General features: G+C 69.6%; 21 protein-coding genes and 1 tRNA gene. 9 read left to right on the top strand and 13 right to left on the bottom strand.

Annotation, left to right across the window (positions count from 1 at the left end; all coding sequences use genetic code 11):
* The first annotated feature begins 240 nt into the window (after positions 1-240).
* Positions 241-1,134, top strand: a complete 894-nt coding sequence (locus ACFC14_RS09245) for an SDR family NAD(P)-dependent oxidoreductase (protein ID WP_376103302.1) — start codon at positions 241-243, stop codon at positions 1,132-1,134.
* A 39-nt stretch (positions 1,135-1,173) separates the two neighbouring features.
* Positions 1,174-2,079, top strand: coding sequence for an arginase family protein (locus ACFC14_RS09240; protein WP_376103300.1), 906 nt, complete (start codon positions 1,174-1,176; stop codon positions 2,077-2,079).
* 18 nt (positions 2,080-2,097) lie between these two features.
* Here the strand turns inward: ACFC14_RS09240 and ACFC14_RS09235 are convergent, their stop codons facing one another.
* The 3 genes from ACFC14_RS09235 to ACFC14_RS09225 all read right to left on the bottom strand — a co-directional run bounded on the left by ACFC14_RS09235 (position 2,098) and on the right by ACFC14_RS09225 (position 5,345).
* Complete coding sequence (locus ACFC14_RS09235; protein WP_376103297.1) at positions 2,098-3,378, bottom strand: hemolysin family protein; 1,281 nt, start codon at positions 3,376-3,378, stop codon at positions 2,098-2,100.
* A 94-nt stretch (positions 3,379-3,472) separates the two neighbouring features.
* Entirely contained in the window at positions 3,473-4,495 is a 1,023-nt protein-coding gene (locus ACFC14_RS09230; protein WP_376103295.1) for a TerC family protein, read from the bottom strand.
* A gap of 199 nt (positions 4,496-4,694) precedes the next feature.
* A complete protein-coding gene (locus tag ACFC14_RS09225; RefSeq protein ID WP_376103292.1) occupies positions 4,695-5,345 on the bottom strand; it encodes a GntR family transcriptional regulator in 651 nt (216 codons plus the stop codon).
* A gap of 289 nt (positions 5,346-5,634) precedes the next feature.
* On the opposite strand from ACFC14_RS09225, the gene ACFC14_RS09220 reads away from it, so the two are divergent.
* The 4 genes from ACFC14_RS09220 to hrpB all read left to right on the top strand — a co-directional run bounded on the left by ACFC14_RS09220 (position 5,635) and on the right by hrpB (position 11,700).
* A complete protein-coding gene (locus tag ACFC14_RS09220) occupies positions 5,635-6,741 on the top strand; it encodes a fatty acid desaturase family protein (protein WP_376103289.1) in 1,107 nt (368 codons plus the stop codon).
* A gap of 175 nt (positions 6,742-6,916) precedes the next feature.
* Positions 6,917-7,345 carry a MarR family winged helix-turn-helix transcriptional regulator gene (locus tag ACFC14_RS09215; RefSeq protein ID WP_376103286.1) on the top strand — a complete coding sequence of 143 codons (429 nt, stop codon included), beginning with the start codon at positions 6,917-6,919 and terminating at the stop codon, positions 7,343-7,345.
* A gap of 113 nt (positions 7,346-7,458) precedes the next feature.
* Positions 7,459-9,060 (top strand): SPFH domain-containing protein, encoded by a 1,602-nt coding sequence (locus ACFC14_RS09210; protein ID WP_376103283.1) that lies wholly within the window; start codon positions 7,459-7,461, stop codon positions 9,058-9,060.
* 84 nt (positions 9,061-9,144) lie between these two features.
* Entirely contained in the window at positions 9,145-11,700 is a 2,556-nt protein-coding gene (gene hrpB, locus ACFC14_RS09205; RefSeq protein ID WP_376103280.1) for an ATP-dependent helicase HrpB, read from the top strand.
* Between the two features lie 21 nt (positions 11,701-11,721).
* On the opposite strand, the gene ACFC14_RS09200 is transcribed toward hrpB, so the two are convergent.
* The 5 genes from ACFC14_RS09200 to ACFC14_RS09180 form a co-directional block, all read right to left on the bottom strand.
* Positions 11,722-12,456: an ABC transporter permease gene (locus tag ACFC14_RS09200; protein WP_136043044.1), complete on the bottom strand. Its 735-nt coding sequence runs from the start codon at positions 12,454-12,456 to the stop codon at positions 11,722-11,724.
* Complete coding sequence (locus ACFC14_RS09195) at positions 12,453-13,235, bottom strand: ABC transporter ATP-binding protein (RefSeq protein WP_376103277.1); 783 nt, start codon at positions 13,233-13,235, stop codon at positions 12,453-12,455. Before ACFC14_RS09195 ends, ACFC14_RS09200 begins: the two co-directional genes overlap by 4 nt.
* 208 nt (positions 13,236-13,443) lie before the next feature.
* Positions 13,444-14,040 carry a TetR family transcriptional regulator gene (locus ACFC14_RS09190; RefSeq protein ID WP_376103274.1) on the bottom strand — a complete coding sequence of 199 codons (597 nt, stop codon included), beginning with the start codon at positions 14,038-14,040 and terminating at the stop codon, positions 13,444-13,446.
* A 44-nt stretch (positions 14,041-14,084) separates the two neighbouring features.
* Positions 14,085-14,837 carry an AAA family ATPase gene (locus ACFC14_RS09185; protein ID WP_136043047.1) on the bottom strand — a complete coding sequence of 251 codons (753 nt, stop codon included), beginning with the start codon at positions 14,835-14,837 and terminating at the stop codon, positions 14,085-14,087.
* 68 nt (positions 14,838-14,905) lie between these two features.
* Positions 14,906-16,402: an L-serine ammonia-lyase, iron-sulfur-dependent, subunit alpha gene (locus ACFC14_RS09180; protein ID WP_376103271.1), complete on the bottom strand. Its 1,497-nt coding sequence runs from the start codon at positions 16,400-16,402 to the stop codon at positions 14,906-14,908.
* 125 nt (positions 16,403-16,527) lie between these two features.
* Between ACFC14_RS09180 and ACFC14_RS09175 the strand changes: the two genes are divergently transcribed.
* Positions 16,528-16,824, top strand: coding sequence for a hypothetical protein (locus tag ACFC14_RS09175; RefSeq protein WP_376103268.1), 297 nt, complete (start codon positions 16,528-16,530; stop codon positions 16,822-16,824).
* 131 nt (positions 16,825-16,955) lie between these two features.
* On the opposite strand, the gene ACFC14_RS09170 is transcribed toward ACFC14_RS09175, so the two are convergent.
* Positions 16,956-18,686, bottom strand: a complete 1,731-nt coding sequence (locus ACFC14_RS09170) for an L-aspartate oxidase (protein WP_376103265.1) — start codon at positions 18,684-18,686, stop codon at positions 16,956-16,958.
* Positions 18,687-18,757: 71 nt separating this feature from the next.
* On the opposite strand from ACFC14_RS09170, the gene ACFC14_RS09165 reads away from it, so the two are divergent.
* Positions 18,758-19,693, top strand: coding sequence for a LysR family transcriptional regulator (locus ACFC14_RS09165; RefSeq protein ID WP_376103263.1), 936 nt, complete (start codon positions 18,758-18,760; stop codon positions 19,691-19,693).
* A 118-nt stretch (positions 19,694-19,811) separates the two neighbouring features.
* Here ACFC14_RS09165 and ACFC14_RS09160 read toward each other — a convergent pair.
* Positions 19,812-19,884, bottom strand: a tRNA-Arg gene (locus ACFC14_RS09160).
* A gap of 64 nt (positions 19,885-19,948) precedes the next feature.
* Positions 19,949-20,533, bottom strand: a complete 585-nt coding sequence (locus ACFC14_RS09155; protein ID WP_376103260.1) for an asparagine synthase — start codon at positions 20,531-20,533, stop codon at positions 19,949-19,951.
* A gap of 130 nt (positions 20,534-20,663) precedes the next feature.
* On the opposite strand from ACFC14_RS09155, the gene ACFC14_RS09150 reads away from it, so the two are divergent.
* Positions 20,664-21,503: an SDR family NAD(P)-dependent oxidoreductase gene (locus ACFC14_RS09150; RefSeq protein ID WP_376103258.1), complete on the top strand. Its 840-nt coding sequence runs from the start codon at positions 20,664-20,666 to the stop codon at positions 21,501-21,503.
* Positions 21,504-21,519: 16 nt separating this feature from the next.
* On the opposite strand, the gene ACFC14_RS09145 is transcribed toward ACFC14_RS09150, so the two are convergent.
* The gene (locus tag ACFC14_RS09145) at positions 21,520-22,380 is read right to left on the bottom strand and encodes a hypothetical protein (protein ID WP_376103255.1); all 861 of its coding nucleotides are present in this window, start codon (positions 22,378-22,380) and stop codon (positions 21,520-21,522) included.
* The gene (locus ACFC14_RS09140; RefSeq protein WP_136043055.1) at positions 22,380-22,625 is read right to left on the bottom strand and encodes a hypothetical protein; all 246 of its coding nucleotides are present in this window, start codon (positions 22,623-22,625) and stop codon (positions 22,380-22,382) included. The genes ACFC14_RS09145 and ACFC14_RS09140 overlap by 1 nt, the downstream gene beginning before the upstream one ends.
* Positions 22,626-22,687: the final 62 nt, after the last annotated feature.

Here is a 22,687-nt window from a genome sequence, read left to right as displayed (position 1 = left end):
AGGCGCGGCCAGGGGCCCGGTGTCGCTCGCCTGAGCGGCCGGTCATCGCCCGTCCCTGTTCACGATGACGGAGCCTGCGGACCGTGTGGATGCGTTCACGTTCTCGGCGATGATTTCGGTTTCCTGCCGACGACGGTTCGTCCCGCTCTACAACGACCCGCGGAGCTTGAGTTCGCCGGCGAGGACGCACGATCACCCTGCGCAACGGCGATCTCACCCAGCGCACCGTAGGTTGGAAGAATGAACTCCACCCGCGATCTGCTCGGACGCACGATGCTCGTCACCGGCGCGAACGCCGGCATCGGGTACTGGTGCGCGGAGCAGCTCGCCGCGCGGGGTGCGCGGGTGCTGCTCGGATGCCGCTCCCCCGAACGCGCGGCGACGGCGGTGACAGCGATCCGCGATCAGGCACCGGGTGCCGACCTGCGCGTGCTGCCGCTCGACCTCGGCTCCCTCGACAGCGTGCGCGGCGCTGCGGCGGGAATCGGCGAACGGATCGACGCGGTGATCTGCAACGCCGGGGTCAAGGCGGCCGACCGCTCGGCCCGCACCGGCGACGGGTTCGACCTCATGGTCGGCACGAACTTCCTCGGGCACTTCGCGCTCGCGGCGCAGCTCGAGCCGGTTCTCGCCCCGGACGCCCGCGTCGTCGCCGTCGGCTCGATCGCCCACCGTTTCGCGACCCTCGATCCCGCAACTCTCGACGCCCCGTGGACCGGCTCCTCGCTCCGGCAGTACGGGCGGTCGAAGGCAGCGCTGATGTCTTTCACCTTCGAACTGTCCCGACGCTGGTCGGGTTCCAACCGAATGGCTGTCTGCGCACACCCGGGCTATGCGGTCGACCCGCTCACCCCGCCGCGTCCGAGTCTCGCCGAAGTCTCGGGCTTCGTCCGCGCCCTGTCCGCGCCGACCCGCCTGCTCGTGCAGGGCAAGGACGGCGGTGCACTGCCCGTCGTCCATGCGGCCACGGCCGAAGAGGTGAGGAACGGCGACTACTGGGGTCCCGGTGGTCTGCTCGAGTTCCGTGGAGCACCGGCGCGGGTTGCCGCGTCGGACCAGGTGCACTCCGCGGCGATCGGGTCGGCGCTGTGGGCGGCGGCGGAGAGCATCACCGGGGTGCGCTTCCCGGCCTGAGCCCGCACGAATGTCCGACCCCCGGGGCAGGATGCAGGCATGATCACGTTGCTGTCGGCTCCCTCGAACCTCGGCCTCCGTCCCCCCGAGCCGGGCAGCGTCCCCGGCGCCGCAAAGGCCCCGGAGGCCCTGCGCGAAGCCGGGCTTTTCGCACAGTTCGCCGAGCTCGGCGCCACCGACTCCGGGGTCGTCCTGGCCGGCCGCTACGTCGACGACGACGCCACGAGAGCGCCGGGGCACGTGCGCAACGAGAGCGCGACCATCGACCATTCGCGGCGCCTGGCCTCACGCATCGGCACGGCACTCGACCGGGGCGAGGCTCCGCTCGTGATCGGGGGCGACTGCGCGATCCTGCTCGGTGCGGGTCTCGCGACCGTGCGCCGTGGAGACATCGGACTGGTGCACGTCGACGGCCACACCGACTTCCGCCACCCGGGCAACAGCGACGAATGTGCGAGCGTGGCCGGAGAGGCTCTCGCCGCGGCGATCGGCAGGCACTGGCCGGCCGTCTCCGACATCGACGGGTTCGGTCCCCTCTTTCCCGCGCAGCGCACCGCGCACATCGGCCACCGCGACGATGACGAAGACCTGCCGGAGGTGCGCGGCGCCCTGGGCGGTGTCTTCTCCTCCGCCGACGTCCTCTCTCGCGGCGCCGCCCATGTCGGGGCCGCGGCCGCCGCCGTGGCGGGCTCCGCGTACTGGCTCCAGGTCGACGTCGACGTGCTCGATGCGGCCATCATGCCCGCCGTCGACAGCCCCGACCCCGGCGGCATCGGGGCGGCCGATCTCACCGCACTGCTGCGCGAAATCGCCCCGCACGCGGTCGGCGCCTCGATCACGGTCTTCGATCCTGACCTCGACCGCGACGGGCGCTATGCCCGCCTGCTGGTCGAGATTCTGACCGAGGGCCTCCGCGACCTGGGCAGCCGCGTGCCGCAGCCCTGAACGCCGCCGATCGCGCGGTCAGGCCTGCGGCTCCACGACCTGCGCGGGGGTGACTCGAACGCGAGAGATCCGGCGTCGATCGAGCTCCGCCACCTGGATGGTCGCGCCCGGCACCTCGACCGTGTCACCGACGACGGCGAGTCTGCCCAGCTGCTCCGTCACGAACCCGGCGATCGTGTCGGACGAGCCGCGCGGCATGGCCAGCCCCGTGGCCTCCTCGAAGTCCTGCAGGTTGAGGCGCCCGTCGAGTCCGTCGTCGGCAGAGATGAACACCTCGGCGTCGTACTCGTCGAAGATCTCGCCGACGACCTCCTCCACGAGGTCTTCCAGGGTGACCAGGCCGTCGGTGCCGCCGTATTCGTCGACGACGACGGCGATGTGGTGCCCCTCCGCGCGCATCCGGGTCAGGGTCGGCAGCACCCGGGCAGACGACGGGATGTACGGGATCTCGCGCATGAGCGCGCGCAGCGGACGCGTCGGGTCGTCGGCCGCGGCCTCGAACAGGTCGCGGACGTGCACGAATCCGGTGATGTCGTCGATCGAGGTCTCCGAGACGGGGTAGCGCGAGTACGGAAGGTCCCGCACCTGGGCCATCACCTCGCCGACTCTCGCGGCCTCGTCGAGGGCGACGACCTCGGGGCGCGGTCGCATGACCTCGCTGACCTGCCGGCCCCGCAAGGAGAGCACGTCGTCGAGGATCCGTCGCTCGTCGTCCGGCAGACCCTGATGGCTGGCCACGATGTCGCGCACCTCCTCGTCGGTCATCTCGTCGCTGGTCTTATGCGGGTCGCCGCCGAGCAGCCTCACGAGGGCGTTCGTCGACACCGAGAGCAGCCAGATCACGGGACGCATGACCGTGGCGAAGCCGTTGAGGGCGGGCGCCACCGCATACGCGAACTGCGCGTTGCGCTGGATCGCGAGCCGCTTGGGCACGAGCTCACCGAGCACGAGCGACAGGTAGGCGATGACGAGCGTCAGCACGAGTGTCGCGATCGTGAGGGCGAGTGCAGGCGCGAGCCCCCACGAAACCAGCACGGGTGCCAGCGACGGCGCGATCGAGGTCGCACCGTACGCGGCCGAGGCGAACCCGGCCACGGTCACACCGATCTGCACCGCCGAGAGGAAGGTGTTGGGGTTGCGGGCGAGGTCCGCGACCTTCGCCCCTCGGCGTCCGCGTTGGCCGATCGCGTTGATCTGGCTCTCGCGCAGCGTGACGAGTGCCATCTCCGTGGCGGCGAAGACACCGCCGATGAGCACGAACGCGAAGACGAGGGCGATGTTCCAGAGCAGGTCGCCCATCAGCGGGCCGCCTCGTCTGTGGTGGGGTGAGCGCCCGGGATGAACCGGGCGCTCGTACTGTCAGAGTCCGAAGAGTCAGAACAGCGCTGCGCGCTCAAGAGTGCTCCTTCTGCGTGATGGTGGGGGTGGTGTCGGTGGAAGCGGTGACGGCGCCCGGCGTTCGACGGGTCTTGATGAGACTCGCCGCGGTGGCCACCGCGATGGTGGTGCCGATGAACAGCAGCGAGAACCAGATCGGGATTTCCGGCGCCCACTCGACGCCCTGGCCGCCGTTGATGAACGGCAGCTCGTTGACGTGCAGCGCGTGCAGGACGAGCTTGACGCCGATGAACCCGAGGATGACCGCGAGGCCCTGGGCCAGGTAGACGAGCCGCTCGAGCAGTCCGCCGATGAGGAAGTAGAGCTGGCGCAGACCCATGAGCGCGAAGGCGTTGGCGGTGAAGACGATGTACGCCTGGTCGGTGAGTCCGTAGATGGCGGGGATCGAGTCGACGGCGAACACCAGGTCGATGAACCCGATCGCGATGATCGTCAACAGCATCGGCGTGACGAAGCGCTTGCCGTTCTTGACGACGGTCAGCCTGTCGCGGTTGTACTCGTCGCTGACGGGCAGGTGTCGGCGGACGAACGTCATGAAGCGGCCGTTCGCCGGGTTGCTCTCGTGGTTGCTGAACGCCTGACGGTAGGCGAGCACGAGCAGCAGCGCGCCGAACAGGTAGAAGATCCAGGAGAAGTTCTCGATGAGCGTCGCGCCGACGGCGATGAAGATGCCGCGCAGGATCAGCGCGATCACGATGCCGATCATCAGGACCTTCTGCTGATAGATCTTCGGCACCGCGAAGCCGGTCATCACGATGAGGAAGACGAACAGGTTGTCGATCGACAGCGCCTTCTCGGTCAGGTAGCCGGCGAAGTACTCGCCGCCGAACGTCCAGCCGGAGAAGACGCCGATGCCGACGCCGAACAGCAGGGCGAGGCTGATGTAGAAGATCGACCAGCGCGCCGACTCGGCGATCGTCGGTTCGTGAGGCGTGCGCACGTGCGCGAAGAACTCGTAGACGAAGAAGGCGATCGTGACCGCGATCGTGATGATCCAGATCAGGGGGGTGATATCCAAACGGGTACTCCAGATTCGGGGCGCGAAAGCGCCGCCAAAGTCTTCTCCATTCCTGAACAGGAACCGGTGGCCCGGGATGCGACGTGCATCCGTAATGACGACCCGACCGTATCGGAGTACTCCCCTTGGTTTCTCCAGGCTAAGAGACGACCCTTTGCGGTTCCTGTGGGTTCGCCCGGAATGCCCGATCCAGGGTGGATCAGTCCTCGTCGACCCCAGGGAAGCCTGCGGCTTCCGCGCGGTCGATCGTGGTGAGGAGCACGTCGTCGAAGAGCGTGACGAGCACCGCACGGGTCTGGACCGCGTCGCGCGCATTCATCGCCTCGCGGAGGGCGGCCGCGAACGCCTCGATCTTGTCCCACTCGAATGCGTCCCGCGAGTGCTCGCCGAAACGTCGGATCTGCGGCCCGAGCCGCTCGATGACGACTGCTCGTGCGGAGTTGCCCTCGATGCGAGCGAATCCGGTGGCGATGGCACGCAGAGCGACACCGAAGCCCGCGACGTCGCGGGACTTGACCGCCCTCGCCATGTCGTCCGCGAGGTCGGTGAGGTAAGCGACGTCGTCATCCTGGATCACGGGCATGACGTGGCGCACGGAGCCGATCCAGATGTCGCCGAAGAGGTCGACGGCGTTGCGGACACGATCGAGATCGATCGGCGCCACCCGCGTGTAGCGGTTGCGCTGCATCTCGACCAGGCCGTGATCGGCCAAGCGGTCGAGCGCGTGACGGATCGGCGTCTTCGACGTGCCCAGTCGCTCGGCGAGTTCGTAGTCCCGCAGACGCTCGCCCGGACGCAGCTCGCCGCTGATGATCGCGTCCTGCAAACGGGCATAGGCCTCGTCGCTCATCGACCTGCGCTCGAGGGGTCCGCCTGAGAGTGCCAATTTTCCTCCACTGAGCCTGAAGCGACGTAGAGCCTGAAGTTCTACCTATCATGCAATGTATCGCATCCAGGACGGTGATCCGTGTAAAACCTCATGCGGCTGGCCGCCCCCACCTGGGAGCGTACGCAGGTTCGCGGCGTAGCCTGACGCTGACCCCGCCGGCGAGGGCCGCTTTCGACGACGACCGGGAATCGCTGAGGACGAGGGTCGCAGAACGCGCCGCCGCAGAGGTCGGCGCGGAGAAGAGGTCATCATGGACGGCATCCGTCCGACCGTTCGCACTCGCCCGCCTGACAGCGCACCTCGTCCCGCGAGCGCCTTCACCGAGCTCGCGCAGCAGGTCCGAGATCGCGGGCTGCTCCACCGCCGGTACGGCTACTACTGGACCAAGCTCATCGCCGCCCCCGTGCTCCTGGGCGCCTGCCTCCTCACTTTCGTCTGGATCGGCGACACCTGGTGGCAGCTGTTCACGGCCGCTGTCCTGGCGGTGGTGTTCACCCAGATCGCTTTCCTCGGACACGATGCGGCGCACCGGCAGATCTTCGTGTCCGGTCGCTGGAACGACTGGATCAGCCTGATCCTCGGCGACCTCCTCGTCGGCATGAGCTACGGCTGGTGGCAGCACAAGCACACCCGCCACCATGCGAACCCGAACAAGCTGGGCTCCGATCCCGACATCGAACTCCCCGTCATCGCCGTGTCGCCCGAGGCCGCGGCCCGGCATCATGGTCCGGTCATCACGTGGCTGCGCGGACACCAGGGAGTGCTGTTCTTCCCGATCCTGCTCCTCGAGGGGCTGTCGCTGCACGCATCGAGCGTGCGGCGCATGTTCGCGCGCGGGCGGCTGGAACGCCGGTGGGCGGAGATCACCTTCCTCAGCATCCGCATGATCGGGTACCTGGTGCTGGTGTTCGTCGTGCTCTCGCCCGGTATCGCGTTCGTCTTCCTCGCGGTGCAGCTGGGGCTGTTCGGGTTCTACATGGGCATCGCCTTCGCCCCGAACCACAAGGGGATGCCGGTGGTACCGCGGGAGATGACCCTCGATTTCCTCCGCCGGCAGGTGCTCATGAGTCGCAACGTCCGCGGGAGCCGCTTCCTCGACATCGCGATGGGCGGCCTCAACTATCAGGTCGAACACCACCTGTTCCCTTCGATGCCGCATCCGCACCTGCGCCGCGCCGCGCCTCTGATCGCCGACTACTGCCGGGCCCACGGGGTGGCCTATACCCAGGTCGGCTTGTTCGCCTCGTACGCGATCGTCGTGCGCTACATCAACCGCGTCGGACTCGGCGAGCGCGACGTGTTCGCCTGCCCGCTCGCGGAGCAGCGGCTCGCGATCGGGGTGCCGCTCCGATCCTGAGATTTCCGTGACCAAACCGTTGCATTCGTTATCTCGCCGTTATACAGTGATCACACGGTGAATGTTTGCTGTGGCATACACCGCATGTGATTGCAGGACACTCTTGGTGCAAGGGACAAGGGCCGGTCGGGAGCCTCTCCGACCGGCCCTTTACTGTTCCCACTATTCTGTGAGGATGACCGATCGCAAGCTCGCCCTGGAGGCCTGGGAGAGCCTGTTCCGCGCGCAGCACGAGCTGTTCACCGAGATGATGACGGACTTCGAGCACAGCGACCTGGCTCAGGCCGAGTACGACGTTCTGCTGACGGTGACCCGCTCCCCCGGCATGACCGCGCGGCTGCGCGACATCACCGCGAACATGCTGATCAGCCAGCCGAGCGTCTCACGCCTGGTCGACCGCATGGTCACACGCGGGCTCGTGGCCAAGTGCGCCGATCCCGACGACGGACGCGGTGCCCTGATCCGCGCGACGGATGAAGGTGCACGGGCGTTCCGTTCCCTCGCCACCGTGCACGGGCGCTCGATCGCCGACCGCATGTCGCGTCTCGACGACGACGAGCTGCGCACACTGCGCGAACTCGCGGAGAAGCTCCGCACCCGCTGACGCGGAGGCCGTGAGAACGGCCCGCTTCCGTTTTCTGGCAGGGTGGGGGCGTACGCCTGCACCGCCGCGGGCACGTCAGACCGCCCCCTCGGGGGGAACCAGGGAGGTCATCCATGGAGATCGCCGGAATCGTCGGCATCCTCGTCATCGTCGGTATCGCAGTCGTCGTCGCCGTCGTCCTGCTGCTCATCCTGCTGCTGTTCGCGCGCAGCTGGATCAAGGTCGCCCGAGCCGACGAGGCACTCGTCATCTCGGGGCGCAAGCAGAAGATCCAGCGCGCGGTCATCGCCGCCGACGGGACGACCAGTTCCGAGATGGCCGAATCGCCGGTCACGGTCATCGTGAACGGCAAGTCGCTGGTCAACCCGATCACGCAGCGCCACGAGATCATCTCCCTGCGCTCGCGCCAGGTCTCCCTCAACGCCGAAGCGCAGTCCCTCGACAGCGTGACCCTGAACGTCGACGGCGTCGCGATCGTCAAGATCGGCTCCGACCCCCTCTATGTCCGTCGTGCGGCCGAGCGCTTCGCCTCGCAGGACAAGGCGATCGAGCAGTTCACCACCGAGCAGCTCGAAGGCGCCCTCCGTGGAATCGTCGCCACGCTGTCGGTCGTCGAGCTGATGCGGGAGCGGAAGAAGTTCTCCGACCAGATCGCCGCCGATGTCTCGCAGGAGCTCGCGGAGCAGGGTCTGATCCTGGATTCCTTCCAGATCAAGGGCATCACCGACAAGGTCGGCTACATCCAGTCCCTCGGCGCCCCCGAGATCCAGGCGAAGCGTCAGGCCGCCGAGATCTCGCAGACCAACGCCGACCGCGCGATCAACCAGAAGAACATCGCCAACAAGGAAGCCAACCTGATCGAGCAGACCGCGCTCGACACCAACACGGCCAACTCCGACTCCGGCATCGGTCGCGCTCGCGCCGAGGCGGAGCAGGCGGAGGCCCTCGCCCGCGCCCAGGCCGAGCAGGCAGTTCTCCAGCAGCAGGCCGAGAACAAGCAGGCCCAGCTCGACGCCGACGTCAAGCGCGTCGCCGACGCGCAGCGGTATGAGGCCGAGACGCGCGCACAGGCCGAGCTCTACACGCGCGAGCGCGCCGCCGAGGCCGCCGCGATCGAGCAGGTCAAGCAAGCCGAGGCCCGCACTCGCATCGCCGAGCAGCAGGCCCAGGCCGACAAGGCACGCGCCGATGGTGAGGCCGCGGCCGCGATCGCGAAAGCCAGCGGTGAGGCGAACGCCCTGCGCGCCCAGGCCGAAGCCGAGGCCGAGGCCCGCCGACTGCGTGCCAGCGCCGAAGCCGACGCCATCCGCGCCGAGGGTGATGCCCGTGCTGCCGCCCTCGAGGCAGAAGCCAAGGCCATCGCCTCGAACCAGGACGCCTTCCTCTCGCAGCGCGTGCTCGAGGTGCTGCCGTCGATCATGGCCGAGTTCTCGAAGGGCTATGCGGCGATCGGCAACGTGTCGATCATCGGCAGCTCCGGCGAAGACGGCGCCTCCAACGTCGTCGGCGCCGACAGCGCCAAGGCACTGCGCTCGGTGTTCGACAGCGTCCACTCGGCCACAGGGCTCGACCTCGCCGGCATCATCCAGGGGCAGGCCGTCGGTCGCGGTTTCGGGGCCGGAGTCGCGGAGGCCACGCCGGCGGCACCCGCGCCGCGTGTCTCGACGCCGACCACCCCGCCGCCGCCCGCGCCGCCGGCGCCCGCAGCGGAGTAGTCCCACCTTCACGTCAGCGGATGCCGCGGCCTCTCCGGTCGCGGCATCCGCTGTTTCGTCGACCGAACCGGGCAGACTGGACGGATGACGTCCGCCGCCTTCGATCTCGCCGCCATCGGCGCGGGGCTGTCGTTCGCGGCGGCACTCGACGAGCTCTCGGCGGCACTCGATGCGAGCGGATCGGTCGTCGTCACCGCCCCGCCCGGCACGGGCAAGACCACCCTCGTGCCACCGCTCCTCGCTTCGCGGAGCACCGGTCGCGTGATCGTCACCCAACCTCGCCGGGTCGCCGCCCGCGCGGCCGCCCGGCGCCTCGCCCACCTCGACGGATCACCCCTCGGCTCCCGCGTGGGTTTCACCGTCCGCGGCGAGCGCTCGGCGGGGCCCGAGACGCAGGTCGAGTTCGTCACGGCCGGGGTGTTGCTTCGACGGATGCTCGATGACCCGGGACTCGACGGTGTGGATGCCGTGATCCTCGACGAGGTGCACGAGCGCGCGCTCGAGACCGACCTCCTGATCGGCCTGCTGTCGGAGGTGCGTGAGTTGCGGGACGACCTCGTGGTGATCGCCATGTCGGCCACCCTCGACGCCGCGCGCATCGCCGCCGTGATCGGCACGGACGACTCCCCCGCACCGGTCGTCGACCACGATGTCCCCGCCTTCCCGCTCACCGAGCGCTGGGCGCCGAGCCCCGTGCCACGCCTCGACGAGCGTGGAGTCACGTGGGGGTTCCTCGACCACGTCGCGCGCGTCACGACATCCGCGGCCCGGGAACTGGTGCGCGAGGACCCCGATGCAGACGTGCTGGTCTTCGTGCCGGGCGCCCGCGAGGTGTCGGAGATCGCCCGGCGTGTCCGTGACTCGACCGATGCCTTCGATGTGCGGGAGCTGCACGGCCAAATCCCGCCGGCCGAGCAGGATGCCGTGATCCGCGGCCGCGCCCCACGGGACCGCCCGCGCATCATCGTCACGACGTCGCTCGCCGAGTCCTCGCTCACCGTGCCGGGGGTGCGCCTGGTCGTGGACAGCTGCCTGTCACGGCATCCGCAGCGCGATGCCGGCCGCGGCATGACGGGCCTGGTCACCAGCGCAGCCTCTCGTTCGTCGTGCGTGCAACGCGCGGGGCGCGGCACCCGTCGGGGTCCCGGCACGGTCATCCGCTGCGTCGACGAGCGCACCTACGCGGCGGCGCCCGCTCGACCGGTGCCCGAAATCGCGGTGATCGACCTCGCGGATGCCGCCCTGCTTCTCGCCTGCTGGGGTGCCCCGAGCGGCACCGGGCTGCGGATGATCGATCCGCTGCCCGCCGAGAACCTGGCCGATGCGATCTCGGTGCTTCGGGGCCTCGGCGCGATCGACGACGAGGGTCGCGCCACCGCGGATGGCCGCATCCTGGCACGGATTCCGACCGATCCACGACTCGCCCGGGCGCTTCGTGACGGCAGCCCGATCGTGGGGAGCCGCCTCGCTGCAGAGGTCGTGGCACTTGTGAGCGGTGACGTGCGAATCGCGGACGCCGACGTCGCCCAGGCACTCATCGCGCTGCGCGGCGGTCGGACTCCGGAAGCCCGCCGATGGCGCGACGATGCGAACCGCCTAGAGCGCATGGTCGCGACGACACCGGGCGTCCGCTCGGACCTCGACGGAGTCGGGCTCGTGATCGCGCTGGCATTCCCAGAGAGGATCGCGCTCCGCGTGGAGCGCACCGCCGACGGGGCGACCTTCCTGCTGGCATCCGGTACCCGAGCGGGGGTGAGGGGTTCGCTCGCCGCAGTGGAATGGCTCGCCGTCGCCGACGTCGCGCGCGCCACCGCGCGCGCGGCAGCCGGGTCCGGCGCGATCATCCGCTCGGCCGCCGTGCTCACCGAAGCGCAGATGGAGCAGGCCGCGAGCCACCTGATGACCGACCGCGTCGAGGCGGAGTTCGTCGGAGGTCGCGTCCAGGCCCGACGCGAACGGCGCATCGGCGCCATCCTTCGGTCCTCTGCCCCCGTGAAGGCATCGGCTCAGGAGGGCCGCGACGCCGTGCGCCGGGCCCTCCGCCGCGACGGGCTCGGCATGTTCACCTGGTCCGACACCGCAGACGCGCTGCGCCGGAGACTGGCCCTGCTGCGACGAGAGCTCGGCGGCCCCTGGCCCGATGTCTCGGACGCCGGGCTGGTCGACTCCCTCGACGCGTGGCTGGCGCCTGAGCTCGATCGCCTGGCAGCCGGCACCCCCGCCGCACGGCTGGAGCTGTCATCGCCGCTTCGGCGTCTGCTTCCGTGGCCCGAAGCAGCGCGCCTCGATGAGCTCGCGCCGGAACGACTCGAGGTGCCCAGCGGATCCCGCGTCCGCATCGCCTATCCGGAGCCCGACGGTGACCCGCACGCACGGCCGGTCGTCGCCGTGAAGCTGCAGGAGTGCTTCGGGTGGGCCGCGACTCCGCGGCTCGTCGACGGGCGGGTGCCGGTCCTGTTCCACCTGCTGTCGCCTGCGGGGCGTCCGCTCGCGGTCACCGACGACCTCGCATCCTTCTGGTCCGGTCCCTACAGCCAGGTGCGCGCCGAGATGCGCGGGCGCTACCCCCGGCATCCGTGGCCCGAGGATCCGTGGGCCGCCGTGCCGACGAAGCACACCAAGAACCGCGCGGCGCGCTGAGCCGCGACCGGAGTCGGAGACTCAGCGCGTGCGCCGCCGCAGCGTCAGCGACGCGAGCACGAGGGCGCCCACCGCGAAAGCGACGACGATGAGCAGTGGACCGAACACGTCCCAGCCCTCGTCACCCGCAGCCACCGCGTTGATCGTGTCGATCGCGTAGCTCAGCGGGAGCCAGTCCGAGATGGCGTACAGCACATCCGGCATCTGGTCTCGAGGCATGAACAGGCCGCCGAGGATGATCTGCGGGAACACCAGTAGCGGCATGAACTGCACCGCTTGGAACTCGGTCTGCGCGAAGGCACTGGCGAGCAGCCCCAGCGCGGTGCCGAGCAGAGCATCGACCACCGCGACGAGCCCCAGCTGCCAGAGCGGCCCGTCGACGTCGAGGCCGCAGACCCCGACCGCGAACGACACCGTGATCACTGCCTGCAGCAGTGCCATCAGCCCGAAGGCGAGCGCATAACCGAGGATGAAGTCGGCCTTCTCGAGCGGCGTCGTCATCAGGCGCTCGAGGGTTCCCGACCGGCGCTCGCGCAGGGTGGTGATCGAGGTGATGAGGAACATCACGATGAACGGGAACAGCGCCAGGATCGCACCGCCGAATTGGTCGAACACCCCCTCCTGGTCGCTGAACAGCCAGGCGAACAACCCGACCAGCAGGCTCGGTGCGATGAGCATCAACGCGATCGATCGCGGATCATGCCGCAGCTGCGCGAGCACACGCCCCGCGGTGGCGAGCATCCGGCGGCCGTTCATTCTGTGGCCTCCTCGCGGTGTTCCCGCGCTTCACGACGTGTTCGTGGGGTGTCCGCGTCACCGTTGCGGTCCCGCTCTATCAGCGCCAGGAACGCGGACTCGGCGTCGGTCGTGCCGGTGTCGGCCAGGAGCGCCGACGGCGTGGTGTCGGCGATGATCCGCCCTTCCCGCATCAGGAGCAGCCGGTCGCAGCGGACCGCCTCGTCCATGACATGGCTGGAGACGATGAGCGTCACTCCGCGGTCGGCGAGCCCTCGGAACAACGCCCACAGCTCGGCGCGCAGCACGGGGTCGAGCCCGACCGTCGGCTCGTCGAGGACGACCAGCTCGGGTGAGCCGATCAGTGCGACCGCGAGCGACACGCGCGTCGCCTGGCCGCCGCTGAGCGCGTCGACGAGCTGTCCCGCCTGGGCCCGCAGCCCGACCTCATCGATGACCCGGTCGACGTCCCCCTTCGGCGCCTTGAGCAACGAGGCGAAGTACGAGAGGTTCTGGCGCACGCTGAGGTCGCCGTAGACCGCGGCCCCCTGCGTGCCGTAGGCGACACGATGCCGGAGCAGTCGCGATCCGCCGGGTTCGCCGAGAACCGTGACGTCTCCCTCGGCGATCCGCTGCACACCGACGATCGACCGCATGAGGGTGGTCTTACCGCACCCCGACGGCCCGAGCAGCCCCGTGATCTGTCCGCGCGGGATCGTGAGGTCGATCCCGTCGAAGACCTGCACTGCTCCGCGGCGCACGCGCAGCTGGGCGATCTCGACGGCCGAGTTATTCATCATGTGATGAATTATGCGCCCGCAGATCGATCGCGTCAACGGGATACTCGGCTGCCCCTCCTCACGCCCGTGCCCACGCTCCGCCCCCGCACAACTTCGGAGATCGGAGCCGACACGCCGGCTGGTCGACCGCCTGCCCCGCGTGTCGGCCGGGGAATCCGAAGTTGTGTCGGCAGCCGGGGGGCCGGGGGGGGGGGGATCCCGGGGCTGGTCAGCCGAAGAGGTAGCGCTGTACAGTCGGGCCGACGCGGATGACGAGCTCGTCGACCGACGCCGCGGCGAGCGCCGGGAGTCGCAGCACGTACCGTGCGATCAGCATGCCGGCGATCTGCGAGGCCACGAGCGAGGCCCGCAGATCGGCGTCGTCGGCCTCGAGGCTCCGGGCGACACGGGAGAGCAGCTCGCGCGACAGGAAGCCCGCCAGCAGTGGGGTCGTGAGCCGGCTGCCGATGGCGGTGCGGAGCAGCATGACTCCTCGTCGACGGACCTCCGGCTGCTCGAAAGCCTCGAGCACGTAGCGGATGAGCCGCTCACCGACCTCCTCACGCGGACCCGCGAGGATCTTCGGCACGTCGACGTCGGGTCGCAGCGGGATGCCCACAGCCTCCGCGAAGAGATCGGCCTTGGTGCCGAAGTAGTGGTGAACAAGTGCCGAGTCCACGCCGGCTCTGGCGGCGATCGAGCGGACCGTCGCCCCGTCGTACCCCTTCTCGGCGAAGTCGTCGACCGCCGACGCGATGATGCGCGCCCTCGAGTCGGAGCCGCCCCGGGGGCGCCCTCGCCGGCGCGGCGCCTTCTGCTCGGTCATGACCGCCAGCCTATGACGCGTGCCGACGGCGCGGGGCTCGGCCCTCAGTCGAGCAGATGACGCAGGTAGCGCGTCGGATGCTCGAGGAACGAGCGCCAGTGGTTCACGATCTCGAGGTCGCCCCACTCGGCCGGACGGACGCCCCACTCCCCCACCTCGAGGATCTTCGCACCGGGCAGGGCCGCGAGCACCGGCGAGTGCGTCGCGCACAGCACCTGGCCGCCTTCGTCGGCGATGCGTCGGAGCACCGCGATCAGGGCGAGCGTCGAATTGAACGACAGCGCCGCCTCGGGCTCATCGAGACAGTAGAAACCGGGCTCGTCGAACCGGCTCTCCAGCAGAGCGAGGAACGATTCGCCGTGGCTCATCTCGTGGAACGCGACATCGCCACGGGGTGAGGGGTTCTCTTCCAGGTAGGTGTAGAAGGAGTGCATCGTCTCGGCGCGGAGGAAGAAGCCCCACCGGTTCGCTCCCACGCCCCGCTGCAGCCGCAGCCAGTCCGACAGCGGAGACTCGGTCGCGCGCGTGGTGTGCCGCGCCTGCCGAGAACCGCCCTCCGGAGAGAGGCCGTAGGCGAGCGCGATCCCTTCGACGAGGGTGGACTTGCCGCTGCCGTTCTCACCCACGAGGAACGTGACCCCGGGGTCGAGATCGATCCCCTCCCGCAGCACCTGGGCGACGGCGGGAATGTTCGTCGGCCACCCCGCTCCGGGGGTCGGCGCGTCGTCGTTCGGACGCACCGCCACGACCGGCTGCTGCCGCCGTTGCCGAGAGGTCGGCTCCCAGAACGCATCCATAGTGATCCCTCCGCGCGCTTCTCGTGGAGGTTACCGGCATCCGCCGACACGGAGTCGCGCGAGCGCGGTCAGCACTCGATAACGTTGACCGCGAGGCCGCCCTCGCTGGTCTCCTTGTACTTGGTCGACATATCGGCACCCGTCTGGCGCATCGTCTCGACGACGGCATCCAGCGAGACGTAGTGGCTGCCGTCTCCGCGCAGTGCGAGACGAGCGGCCGTGACCGCCGTCGAGGCCGCGATCGCGTTGCGTTCGATGCAGGGGATCTGCACGAGACCGCCGATCGGGTCGCAGGTGAGCCCCAGATGGTGCTCCATCGCGATCTCGGCGGCGTTCTCGATCTGACGGTTCGTGCCACCCATCACCGCGGTGAGTCCACCGGCCGCCATCGCGCACGCGGAGCCGACCTCGGCCTGGCACCCGCCTTCAGCCCCCGAGATCGACGCATTGGCCTTGAACAGCGACCCGAGGGCCGTCGCGGTCAGCAGGAAGCGACGGATGCCACGGCGACGGTTGGCCTCTGCCGTCAGCTCCTCGTCGAGGTCGCTCGCGGCGTCCAGGGCCCGCACATCCGGCTCGAACCCCAGCAGCGCACTGCCGACCAGCTCGCCGTACGGGGTGACGGCATTCCCCGCGCCGAGTCCCGAGTCGGCGAGGAACCGCCACCAGTACATGGCGACAGCGGGGAGGATGCCGGCGGCACCGTTCGTCGGCGCGGTCACGACTCGTCCGCCCGCCGCGTTCTCCTCGTTGACGGCCAGCGCGAAGGCGCCGAGCCATTCGCCCGGCAGCTCACGATGCCCGTCGGCCTCGACCGCTTCGAGCTGGCCGCGGATCACTCCTGCCCGCCGCTTGACTTTGAGGATGCCGGGAAGCGTGCCGTCGGCGTGCAGGCCCGCCTCGACGCACCCCGACATCGCGTCCCAGATCGCATCGAGCCCGGCCGCAACGTCTTCCTCGCCGCGGAGCGAGGTCTCGTTGAGGCGGGCGACCTCGGCGATCGACAGACCGTTCTCGTCGCAGAGGGCGAGCAGTGAGGCGGCATCCGCATACGAGTACGGGAAACCTGCGGTCGTGAGCTTCGCCTCCTCGCCGTCGCGGCGGATGAATCCACCGCCCACCGAGTAGTAGGTCTCCTCGGCGACGACCTGCCCCGCGAAATCCCACGCGATGATCGTCATGGCGTTCGGATGTCCGGGCAGCCGGGTGCGCGGCGCGAAGACGATGTCGTCCTTCGCGAAAGGAACGTCGTGGGCGCCGTCGATCGACAGCGCGCCACCCGCGGGGAAGTCCGTCCACGCCGACCTCACGTCGGCGGGATCGCACGTCTCCGGTGCGAGTCCACGGAGCCCGGCGACGACGGCATCCGGTGTGCCGTGGCCGATGCCGGTCGCACCGAGCGATCCGTACAGCGTGCTGCCGACGCGCGCCACGTGCGAGAGGGTGCCGGTCGCGGTGAGCCGTCGCGCGAAGTCGAGGGCCGCCCGCATCGGTCCGACCGTATGGGAGCTCGAAGGCCCCACTCCGATGGAGAAGAGGTCGAAAGCCGAGACGTACGCAGTCACCCCTCCAGGCTACGCCGCATCCGCGCCCTCGGTTCACCCCGATTAACTCGGCGCCGCGTCAAGCCCCTTCAGTCACATCAGCCGGCGAGGCATCCTGTTCGGACGACACCATGAAAGGGGCCATCATGACGAACGCCACTCCCGGACAGGATCCCTCCGACGAGCTCTCGCCCGAGGCGCAGACTCCCACCCCCACTCCGGCCTCCGACACGAGCGAGGGCGAGGCGACGACCCCTGACCAGGCCGAATCGCCCGAAGACGCCGACCCGAGCGAGGTGCCCAGCACCGAGGAGCTCGAGGAGCCGAGCACCGAGAAGGACCCGGGCCAAGAGCCGAAGGCTCCGAAGCGCGAAGAGCCCGAGCCCGACCACGAGGCCGTCGGTATCGGCGTGATCGACACCGAGGACCCGCAGGCCGACTGAGCACCTCGCTGAGACCCCGGGTTACCGCCGAGACCCCGCCCTGCAGACATCAGCAGGGCGGGGTCTCGGCGCGAAGTCGGGGTCTCGGCGCGAAGTCGGGGTCTCGGCGCGAAGTCGGGGTCTCGGCGGAACTACTCGACGAGCTTGCCCTCGGTGTCGACCTCACGCATGAGCTCGGCGATCTCGGGCGAGATCTCGGGGATCTCCTCACGCGTGACGCCCGCGGTCGGCGACCACACCAGGTTCACCTGCAGGGTCGGGTCAGTGTCGGGGAAGTCGCTGCGGTTGTGGCATCCGCGGGTCTCCCGACGCTCCAGCGCGGCCTCGAGCGTGGCACGAGCGGCGAGCGCCGAGGCCTTGAGATCGAACGCGTGGGCGAGGTCCTGGAACCCGGCGATGTCGGGGTGGATCCCCACGTCTTCCATGCGCCCCTCGATCATGTCGAGGTCGGCGAGTCCGGCGCGCAGCCCGTCTTCCGAGCGGACGACCCCGGCGTACTCGGTCATGAGGTTGCGGATGGCACGCTGCAGGGCGCGGACGTTCTCGCGCCCTTCCGCGGCGAGAAGATCGTCGATCTCGGCCCGTGCCGCAGCGACCGCCTCCGCCGACCGGCGCTGCGCGTCGAGACCGGCCGCGTGCTCCATCGCCGCCTGCCCGACGATGCGCCCGTACACCAGCAGCTCGATGAGCGAGTTGCCGCCGAGCCGGTTCGCGCCGTGCAGTCCGCTCGAAGCCTCGCCGATCGCGTACAACCCCTCGACGTCGGTCTGATGATCCTCCGGGCGCACCCAGACTCCACCCATCGAGTAGTGCGCGGTGGGCGCGATCTCGATCGGATCGGTCGTGATGTCGAGCATCTGCAGCTCCATCATCGTCTGGTAGACGCGCGGCAGCCGGGTCATGATCGTCTCGCGCGGCAGGTGCGACACGTCGAGCCAGACGCCGCCGTTCTCGGTGCCGCGTCCTTCCTTGATCTCGGTGTACGCGGCGAGCGCGACGCGGTCGCGGGTCGACAGCTCCATGCGCTCGGGGTCGTACTTCTCCATGAACCGCTCACCGAGGGCGTTGCGGAGGATGCCGCCCTCCCCGCGTGCCGCCTCGGAGATCAAGGTGCCGGCGGCGTTCTCCGGCTCGATGATGCCCGACGGGTGGAACTGCACGAGCTCGGGGTCGCGCAGGCGTGCGCCGGCGTCGACCGCGAGACGGAAGGAGTCGCCGGTGTTCTCGTCGCGACGGGACGAGGTGCGGCGCCAGATGCGGTTGTGCCCGCCGGCCGCGAGGATCACGGCATCCGCGTGGATCAGGTAGCGGGTGCCGTCGGCCTGGTCGAAGCCGTAGGCGCCGAACACGACGTTGTCGCGCACGAGCAGACGGGTGATGTAGACGTGATCGAGGATCGGGACCTCGAGCTGCTCGGCCTTGCGCACGAGCGTGCGCTGGATCTCGAGGCCGGTGTAGTCGCCGGCGAACGCCGTGCGGCGGAAGGTGTGCGCACCGAAGAACCGCTGCGAGATGCGGCCGTCGTCTTCGCGGGCGAAGTCCATGCCCCAGCGCTCGAGGTCGCGGATGCCGCGCTCGGCGCCCTGAGTGACGATCTCGACCGTGTGCGGGTTGGCGAGCAGATAGCTCTCCTTGATGGTGTCGGCCGCGTGCTGCTGCCAGCTGTCCTCCGCGTCCATGGTGCCCAGTGCCGCGTTGATGCCGCCGGCCGCGAGGGACGTGTGTGCGTCCTGACGCGGGCGCTTGCCGACGGCGAGCACATCGACGCCGTGTTCGGCGATCTCGATCGCCGCCCGCAGCCCGGAGCCGCCGGTGCCGATGACGAGGACGGTGGTGGATATCTGACGTTCGGGGGTAGACATGCTTTCCACGCTAATTAGGCGACCCTAATAACTCCAATGCATAGTTCGAGTGGAAACGATGCCGGTAGGCTATGGCCATGAACCTCGAGCAGCTCCGCGGGTTCGTCGAGGTCGCACGCCTCGGACACTTCACCCGCGCCTCCGAGCACCTGCACCTGGCACAGCCGTCGCTGAGCCGCCAGATCTCGACCCTCGAGCGCGAACTCGGCGCCGAACTGTTCCATCGCGCACGCGGCCACATCGCGCTCACCGCCGCGGGCGAGACACTCCTCCCCCGCGCACAGCGCATGCTCGCCGAAGCCGACGCCATCCGCGACGAGATGGGCGAGCTGGCAGGCCTTCGCCGTGGAAGGGTGCGGCTGGGCGCTCCGCCGACCCTCTGCATCAGCCTCGTCGCCGAGGCGATCAGCGTGTTCCACGCGAGCCATCCGGGCGTGGATCTGCATCTGACCGAGAGCGGCTCCCGTCGACTCGTCGAGCAGTTGGCCGTCGGCGCCGTCGACATCGCGCTCATCACCGAATCCGACGGCCCGCCGCCGTCGGGCTTCAGCCTCACGCGCATGCCGCTGCTCGCCGAAGAGCTCGTCGTCATCTCGGCCGCGACGGAGCCACCCGTCTCGACCATGCCCGCGATGAGCCTCGCCCACCTGGCCACGCTCCCGCTGATCGCTCTCGACGAGACGTACGAACTCCGAGCGACCACCGACGCCGCCTTCCGCGCGGAGGGCCTCGTGCCCACCCACGTGCTCGAGGGCGCCGAGATGGATGCGGTGCTGCGCTTCGTCGAACGCGGTGTCGGGGTCGCGGTGGTTCCGGCGATGGTGCTGCTCGATCGCCCCGCGCTGCGGTCGGTCCGGCTGACGCACCCGATGATGACCCGTACCGTGAGCCTCGCCCACCGTGCAGACGTCACCCCTGCGGTCGCGGTCGCGGCCATCCGCGAGGTCATCGTGGCCACGGCCGCGGAGGTCGCCCGTCGCGACCCCGCGATCACGAGCCTGCTCTGAGCAGCCTGTCGACGGTCAGTCCGAGGGCGCCCCAACAGCAGTCGCGACGAAGCGGACCGGATACAGCAGAATCCCCGCCGCTTTCGCGACGGGGATTCTGTACTGTCTCAACACAGTGTGCGCCCGAAGGGACTCGAACCCCTAACCTTCTGATCCGTAGTCAGATGCTCTATCCATTGAGCTACGGGCGCCCAGCCCGCTCAGCGGGCCGTGGAACAGCCTACAACAGTCCTGACGCGAAAGCGAAACGAGGCGTCAGTCGCTCGCCGCCTCGGCTTTCTGCTGCTTCTTGCGCCGCTTGGCCCTCGCGCGCTGCTCGGACGAGAGCGCCTGCAGGTCGACGAGGCGCAGGGCCTGCATGCGGGCTTCGCGCATGCGGTTGTAGTCGGGATCTTGGTCGGGACGCATGCCCTCGACCCGCAGTCGACGGTCGAGATTGTGGCGCACGTCGGCCCAGGCGGCGTCGCGCGCCTCTTCGACGATCTGCGCGAGACGTTCCCGGTCTTCCATCATCTCGCGCAGGCGCTGGCCGACACCGGTGGACTGCTTGGCCCGGCGGCGCAGGTTTCGCACATCGCGGTCGCGATAGTCGTGCGTGCCCACGGGGTCGGAGTGCCTGCCCCTCGCCCGCTTGCGCAGCGCGGTGACGTTGGCGGCCGCCTCTTCCGACTCCTCGGCCATCGCCCGCAGCGCCTCCCGCGCGTCGTCGATGTACTTCTCCATGTCGAAGACGCCGTCTTCGGCGATGGTGCCGATGAGGATGTGATTCTTCACCGCGAGGCGCGCGGCAGCCGTCGCGATCGCGACACCTTCGGCGATGGCATCCGCTGTCCGTCCCACCGGCACCTCCTCTCCACGAGCGTACCGGTATCACTGGGGCCCGGTGTCGGCCAGAATGGTTCCGGATCAGCATGCCCCACCCCTCCGACATCCGCCCCCACGGCCCCGGATCGCGCACCGCAGGAGACTCATGAAACACCTCGATCTCGCCGGCAGCACCACCGTGATCACGGGGGCGGCGAACGGCATGGGCGCCGACATCGCCCGACTGCTGGCAGCCCGCGGCACGCACCTCGCCCTGATCGATCACGACGGCGCCGCGCTCGCGACCATCGCTGCGGAACTGGGCGGCTCGACGGTCACCACGCACGTGGTCGATCTCCGCGACGACGACGCCGTGTTCGCCGCAGCCGACGAGATCACCTCGGAGCATCCGCGGATCAACGCCCTGATCACCTGCGCGGGCTCGTCGATGCTCGGGAACCTCGACCAGCTCACGATGGAGGAGATGCGCTGGCTCACCGACGTGAACCTCTGGGGCACGGTGTCGATCACCAAGGCGCTGCTCCCCGCCCTGCGCGCCGCACCCGCCGCACACATCACCCACTTCGCGAGCGTGTACGCGCTCGCCGCTCCGGCGGGGCGCATCCCCTACGCGATGAGCAAGTTCGCCGTGCGGGGGTTCTCCGAGGCGCTGCGGCACGAGCTGGAGGGCACGACGGTCAGCGTCGGCGCCGTCTACCCGGCCGGCGTCCGCACCGGCATCATCCTGCACGGGCGCTACGCCGCCGCGATCGATCCGGCCGTCGCCGCTCGTGCCGCCGCGGCGCAGGCGGCGATGTACCACACCGATCCGGCGGATGCCGCGGCCCGGATCGTCCGAGCGACCGAGCGAAGGGCTGCCCGCACGATGGTCGGGCGCGAGGCGCGGCTGATCGACGTGCTCACGCGCATCGCCCCGTCGTCGTACTGGCGCGTGATGCGGCGGCCGCTGCGCGCGGCCATCGACACGACCACACCGGTCGCCTGACCGCACCGGGGCGGCGTCAGCGGACCGCGCCCACCCAGATGCCCGAGGCCCAGGCCTGCTGATCGCCGTTGCACCCGACCGAGCCGGGATAGCCGCGGACGACGGCCATGCAGTTGGCGAGGAACTCCGGGTCATTGCCGAACATCGAGGCGTACGCGCCCGACGACGTGAGAGCGCCCCAGACCCGGAACTGGTAGATGTGCGCGAGCTCGTGCGCCATGGCCCAGTTCAACCGACCGGCGCTCCAGTTCACGATGTCGGCGCGGTACTTGATGTAGCCGTTGCTGTTGGCGCAGGCGGGTGCGTTGCCACCCGCGCACGAGGACGACTCGTACAGCCCGACGCCCCCGCCGCCGACGAGGTCGAGCGCCGCCCGCACTCGGGCGTAGCCTTCGGGACCGCTCGATGACCAGGCCGGGCCGCCCGGTCCTGCGCTCTGCGCGGCCTGCACGGAGGCGACCTGGGTGCCGACCTTCTCGGCGAGTGCGTGCACCGTGGCTGTCGCCGCGGTGACGACCGCGGGGTCGTCCGACTCGGCCAGAACGGTCTGCTGCGCCGACAGCGCGGCCGCCCGATGCGCGGCGGTGTCGACCATCCCCTCCGCGTTGTCGAAGGCACGGCTCAGCGCGGCGATCTCGGCGACGAACGCCGGACGGACGGCGAGCACCGAGGCGCGATCAGCGGTGACCTGCTCTGCCTGCTCGATCGTCGCCTCGAGATACTCGGTGCGCTGGGTGGCCGCGTGGTACTCCTGCGACAGGGTGCCGAACTCCGCCACGACCGCGATGCGCTCCCGTTCGAGGCCGTCCGCCCTCGCGAGCACTCCGGCGGAGAGCACGGTCGCCGCCGCGAGCGTGACCGCCAGCATCCGGCGCATCACCGGAGGAACCCCGTGGTGTCGCCGATCTCGGAATCCTGCTCGGCGATCTGCGACCGCAGTGCAGTGAGCTTCTGCGCGAGCTCGAGATTCTCGCCGTGGGACTCGTCCAGGGCGCGCTCGACGCGCACGATCTCCGCTTTGACGGCGGTGATGTCCGCCACCCGCTCCTGATCGGCGATCGCGACCAGCGCGACTCCCCCCAGAAGCAGCAGGCACCCGACCGCGACAGCAAGACTCCGCATCTCGCTCCCCAGAACAGCGCAACGTTTCCGGACCGACTCCGACCGGACCAATATACAACTGC

The sequence above is a fragment of the Microbacterium sp. NPDC055988 genome, from assembly GCF_042269505.1.
GTDB lineage: Bacteria > Actinomycetota > Actinomycetes > Actinomycetales > Microbacteriaceae > Microbacterium.
This window is presented reverse-complemented; position numbering and strand designations above follow the sequence as displayed.

Bases quoted from the DNA above. Each gene is read 5' to 3' on its own strand.
- ACFC14_RS09245 (WP_376103302.1), top strand. From the start codon at position 241: ATGAACTCCACCCGCGATCTGCTCGGACGCACGATGCTCGTCACCGGC.
- ACFC14_RS09240 (WP_376103300.1), top strand. From the start codon at position 1,174: ATGATCACGTTGCTGTCGGCTCCCTCGAACCTCGGCCTCCGTCCCCCC.
- ACFC14_RS09235 (WP_376103297.1), bottom strand. From the start codon at position 3,378: ATGGGCGACCTGCTCTGGAACATCGCCCTCGTCTTCGCGTTCGTGCTC.
- ACFC14_RS09225 (WP_376103292.1), bottom strand. From the start codon at position 5,345: ATGAGCGACGAGGCCTATGCCCGTTTGCAGGACGCGATCATCAGCGGC.
- ACFC14_RS09220 (WP_376103289.1), top strand. From the start codon at position 5,635: ATGGACGGCATCCGTCCGACCGTTCGCACTCGCCCGCCTGACAGCGCA.
- ACFC14_RS09215 (WP_376103286.1), top strand. From the start codon at position 6,917: ATGACCGATCGCAAGCTCGCCCTGGAGGCCTGGGAGAGCCTGTTCCGC.
- ACFC14_RS09210 (WP_376103283.1), top strand. From the start codon at position 7,459: ATGGAGATCGCCGGAATCGTCGGCATCCTCGTCATCGTCGGTATCGCA.
- hrpB (WP_376103280.1), top strand. From the start codon at position 9,145: ATGACGTCCGCCGCCTTCGATCTCGCCGCCATCGGCGCGGGGCTGTCG.
- ACFC14_RS09200 (WP_136043044.1), bottom strand. From the start codon at position 12,456: ATGAACGGCCGCCGGATGCTCGCCACCGCGGGGCGTGTGCTCGCGCAG.
- ACFC14_RS09195 (WP_376103277.1), bottom strand. From the start codon at position 13,235: ATGATGAATAACTCGGCCGTCGAGATCGCCCAGCTGCGCGTGCGCCGC.
- ACFC14_RS09190 (WP_376103274.1), bottom strand. From the start codon at position 14,040: ATGACCGAGCAGAAGGCGCCGCGCCGGCGAGGGCGCCCCCGGGGCGGC.
- ACFC14_RS09185 (WP_136043047.1), bottom strand. From the start codon at position 14,837: ATGGATGCGTTCTGGGAGCCGACCTCTCGGCAACGGCGGCAGCAGCCG.
- ACFC14_RS09175 (WP_376103268.1), top strand. From the start codon at position 16,528: ATGACGAACGCCACTCCCGGACAGGATCCCTCCGACGAGCTCTCGCCC.
- ACFC14_RS09170 (WP_376103265.1), bottom strand. From the start codon at position 18,686: ATGTCTACCCCCGAACGTCAGATATCCACCACCGTCCTCGTCATCGGC.
- ACFC14_RS09165 (WP_376103263.1), top strand. From the start codon at position 18,758: ATGGCCATGAACCTCGAGCAGCTCCGCGGGTTCGTCGAGGTCGCACGC.
- ACFC14_RS09150 (WP_376103258.1), top strand. From the start codon at position 20,664: ATGAAACACCTCGATCTCGCCGGCAGCACCACCGTGATCACGGGGGCG.
- ACFC14_RS09145 (WP_376103255.1), bottom strand. From the start codon at position 22,380: ATGCGCCGGATGCTGGCGGTCACGCTCGCGGCGGCGACCGTGCTCTCC.
- ACFC14_RS09140 (WP_136043055.1), bottom strand. From the start codon at position 22,625: ATGCGGAGTCTTGCTGTCGCGGTCGGGTGCCTGCTGCTTCTGGGGGGA.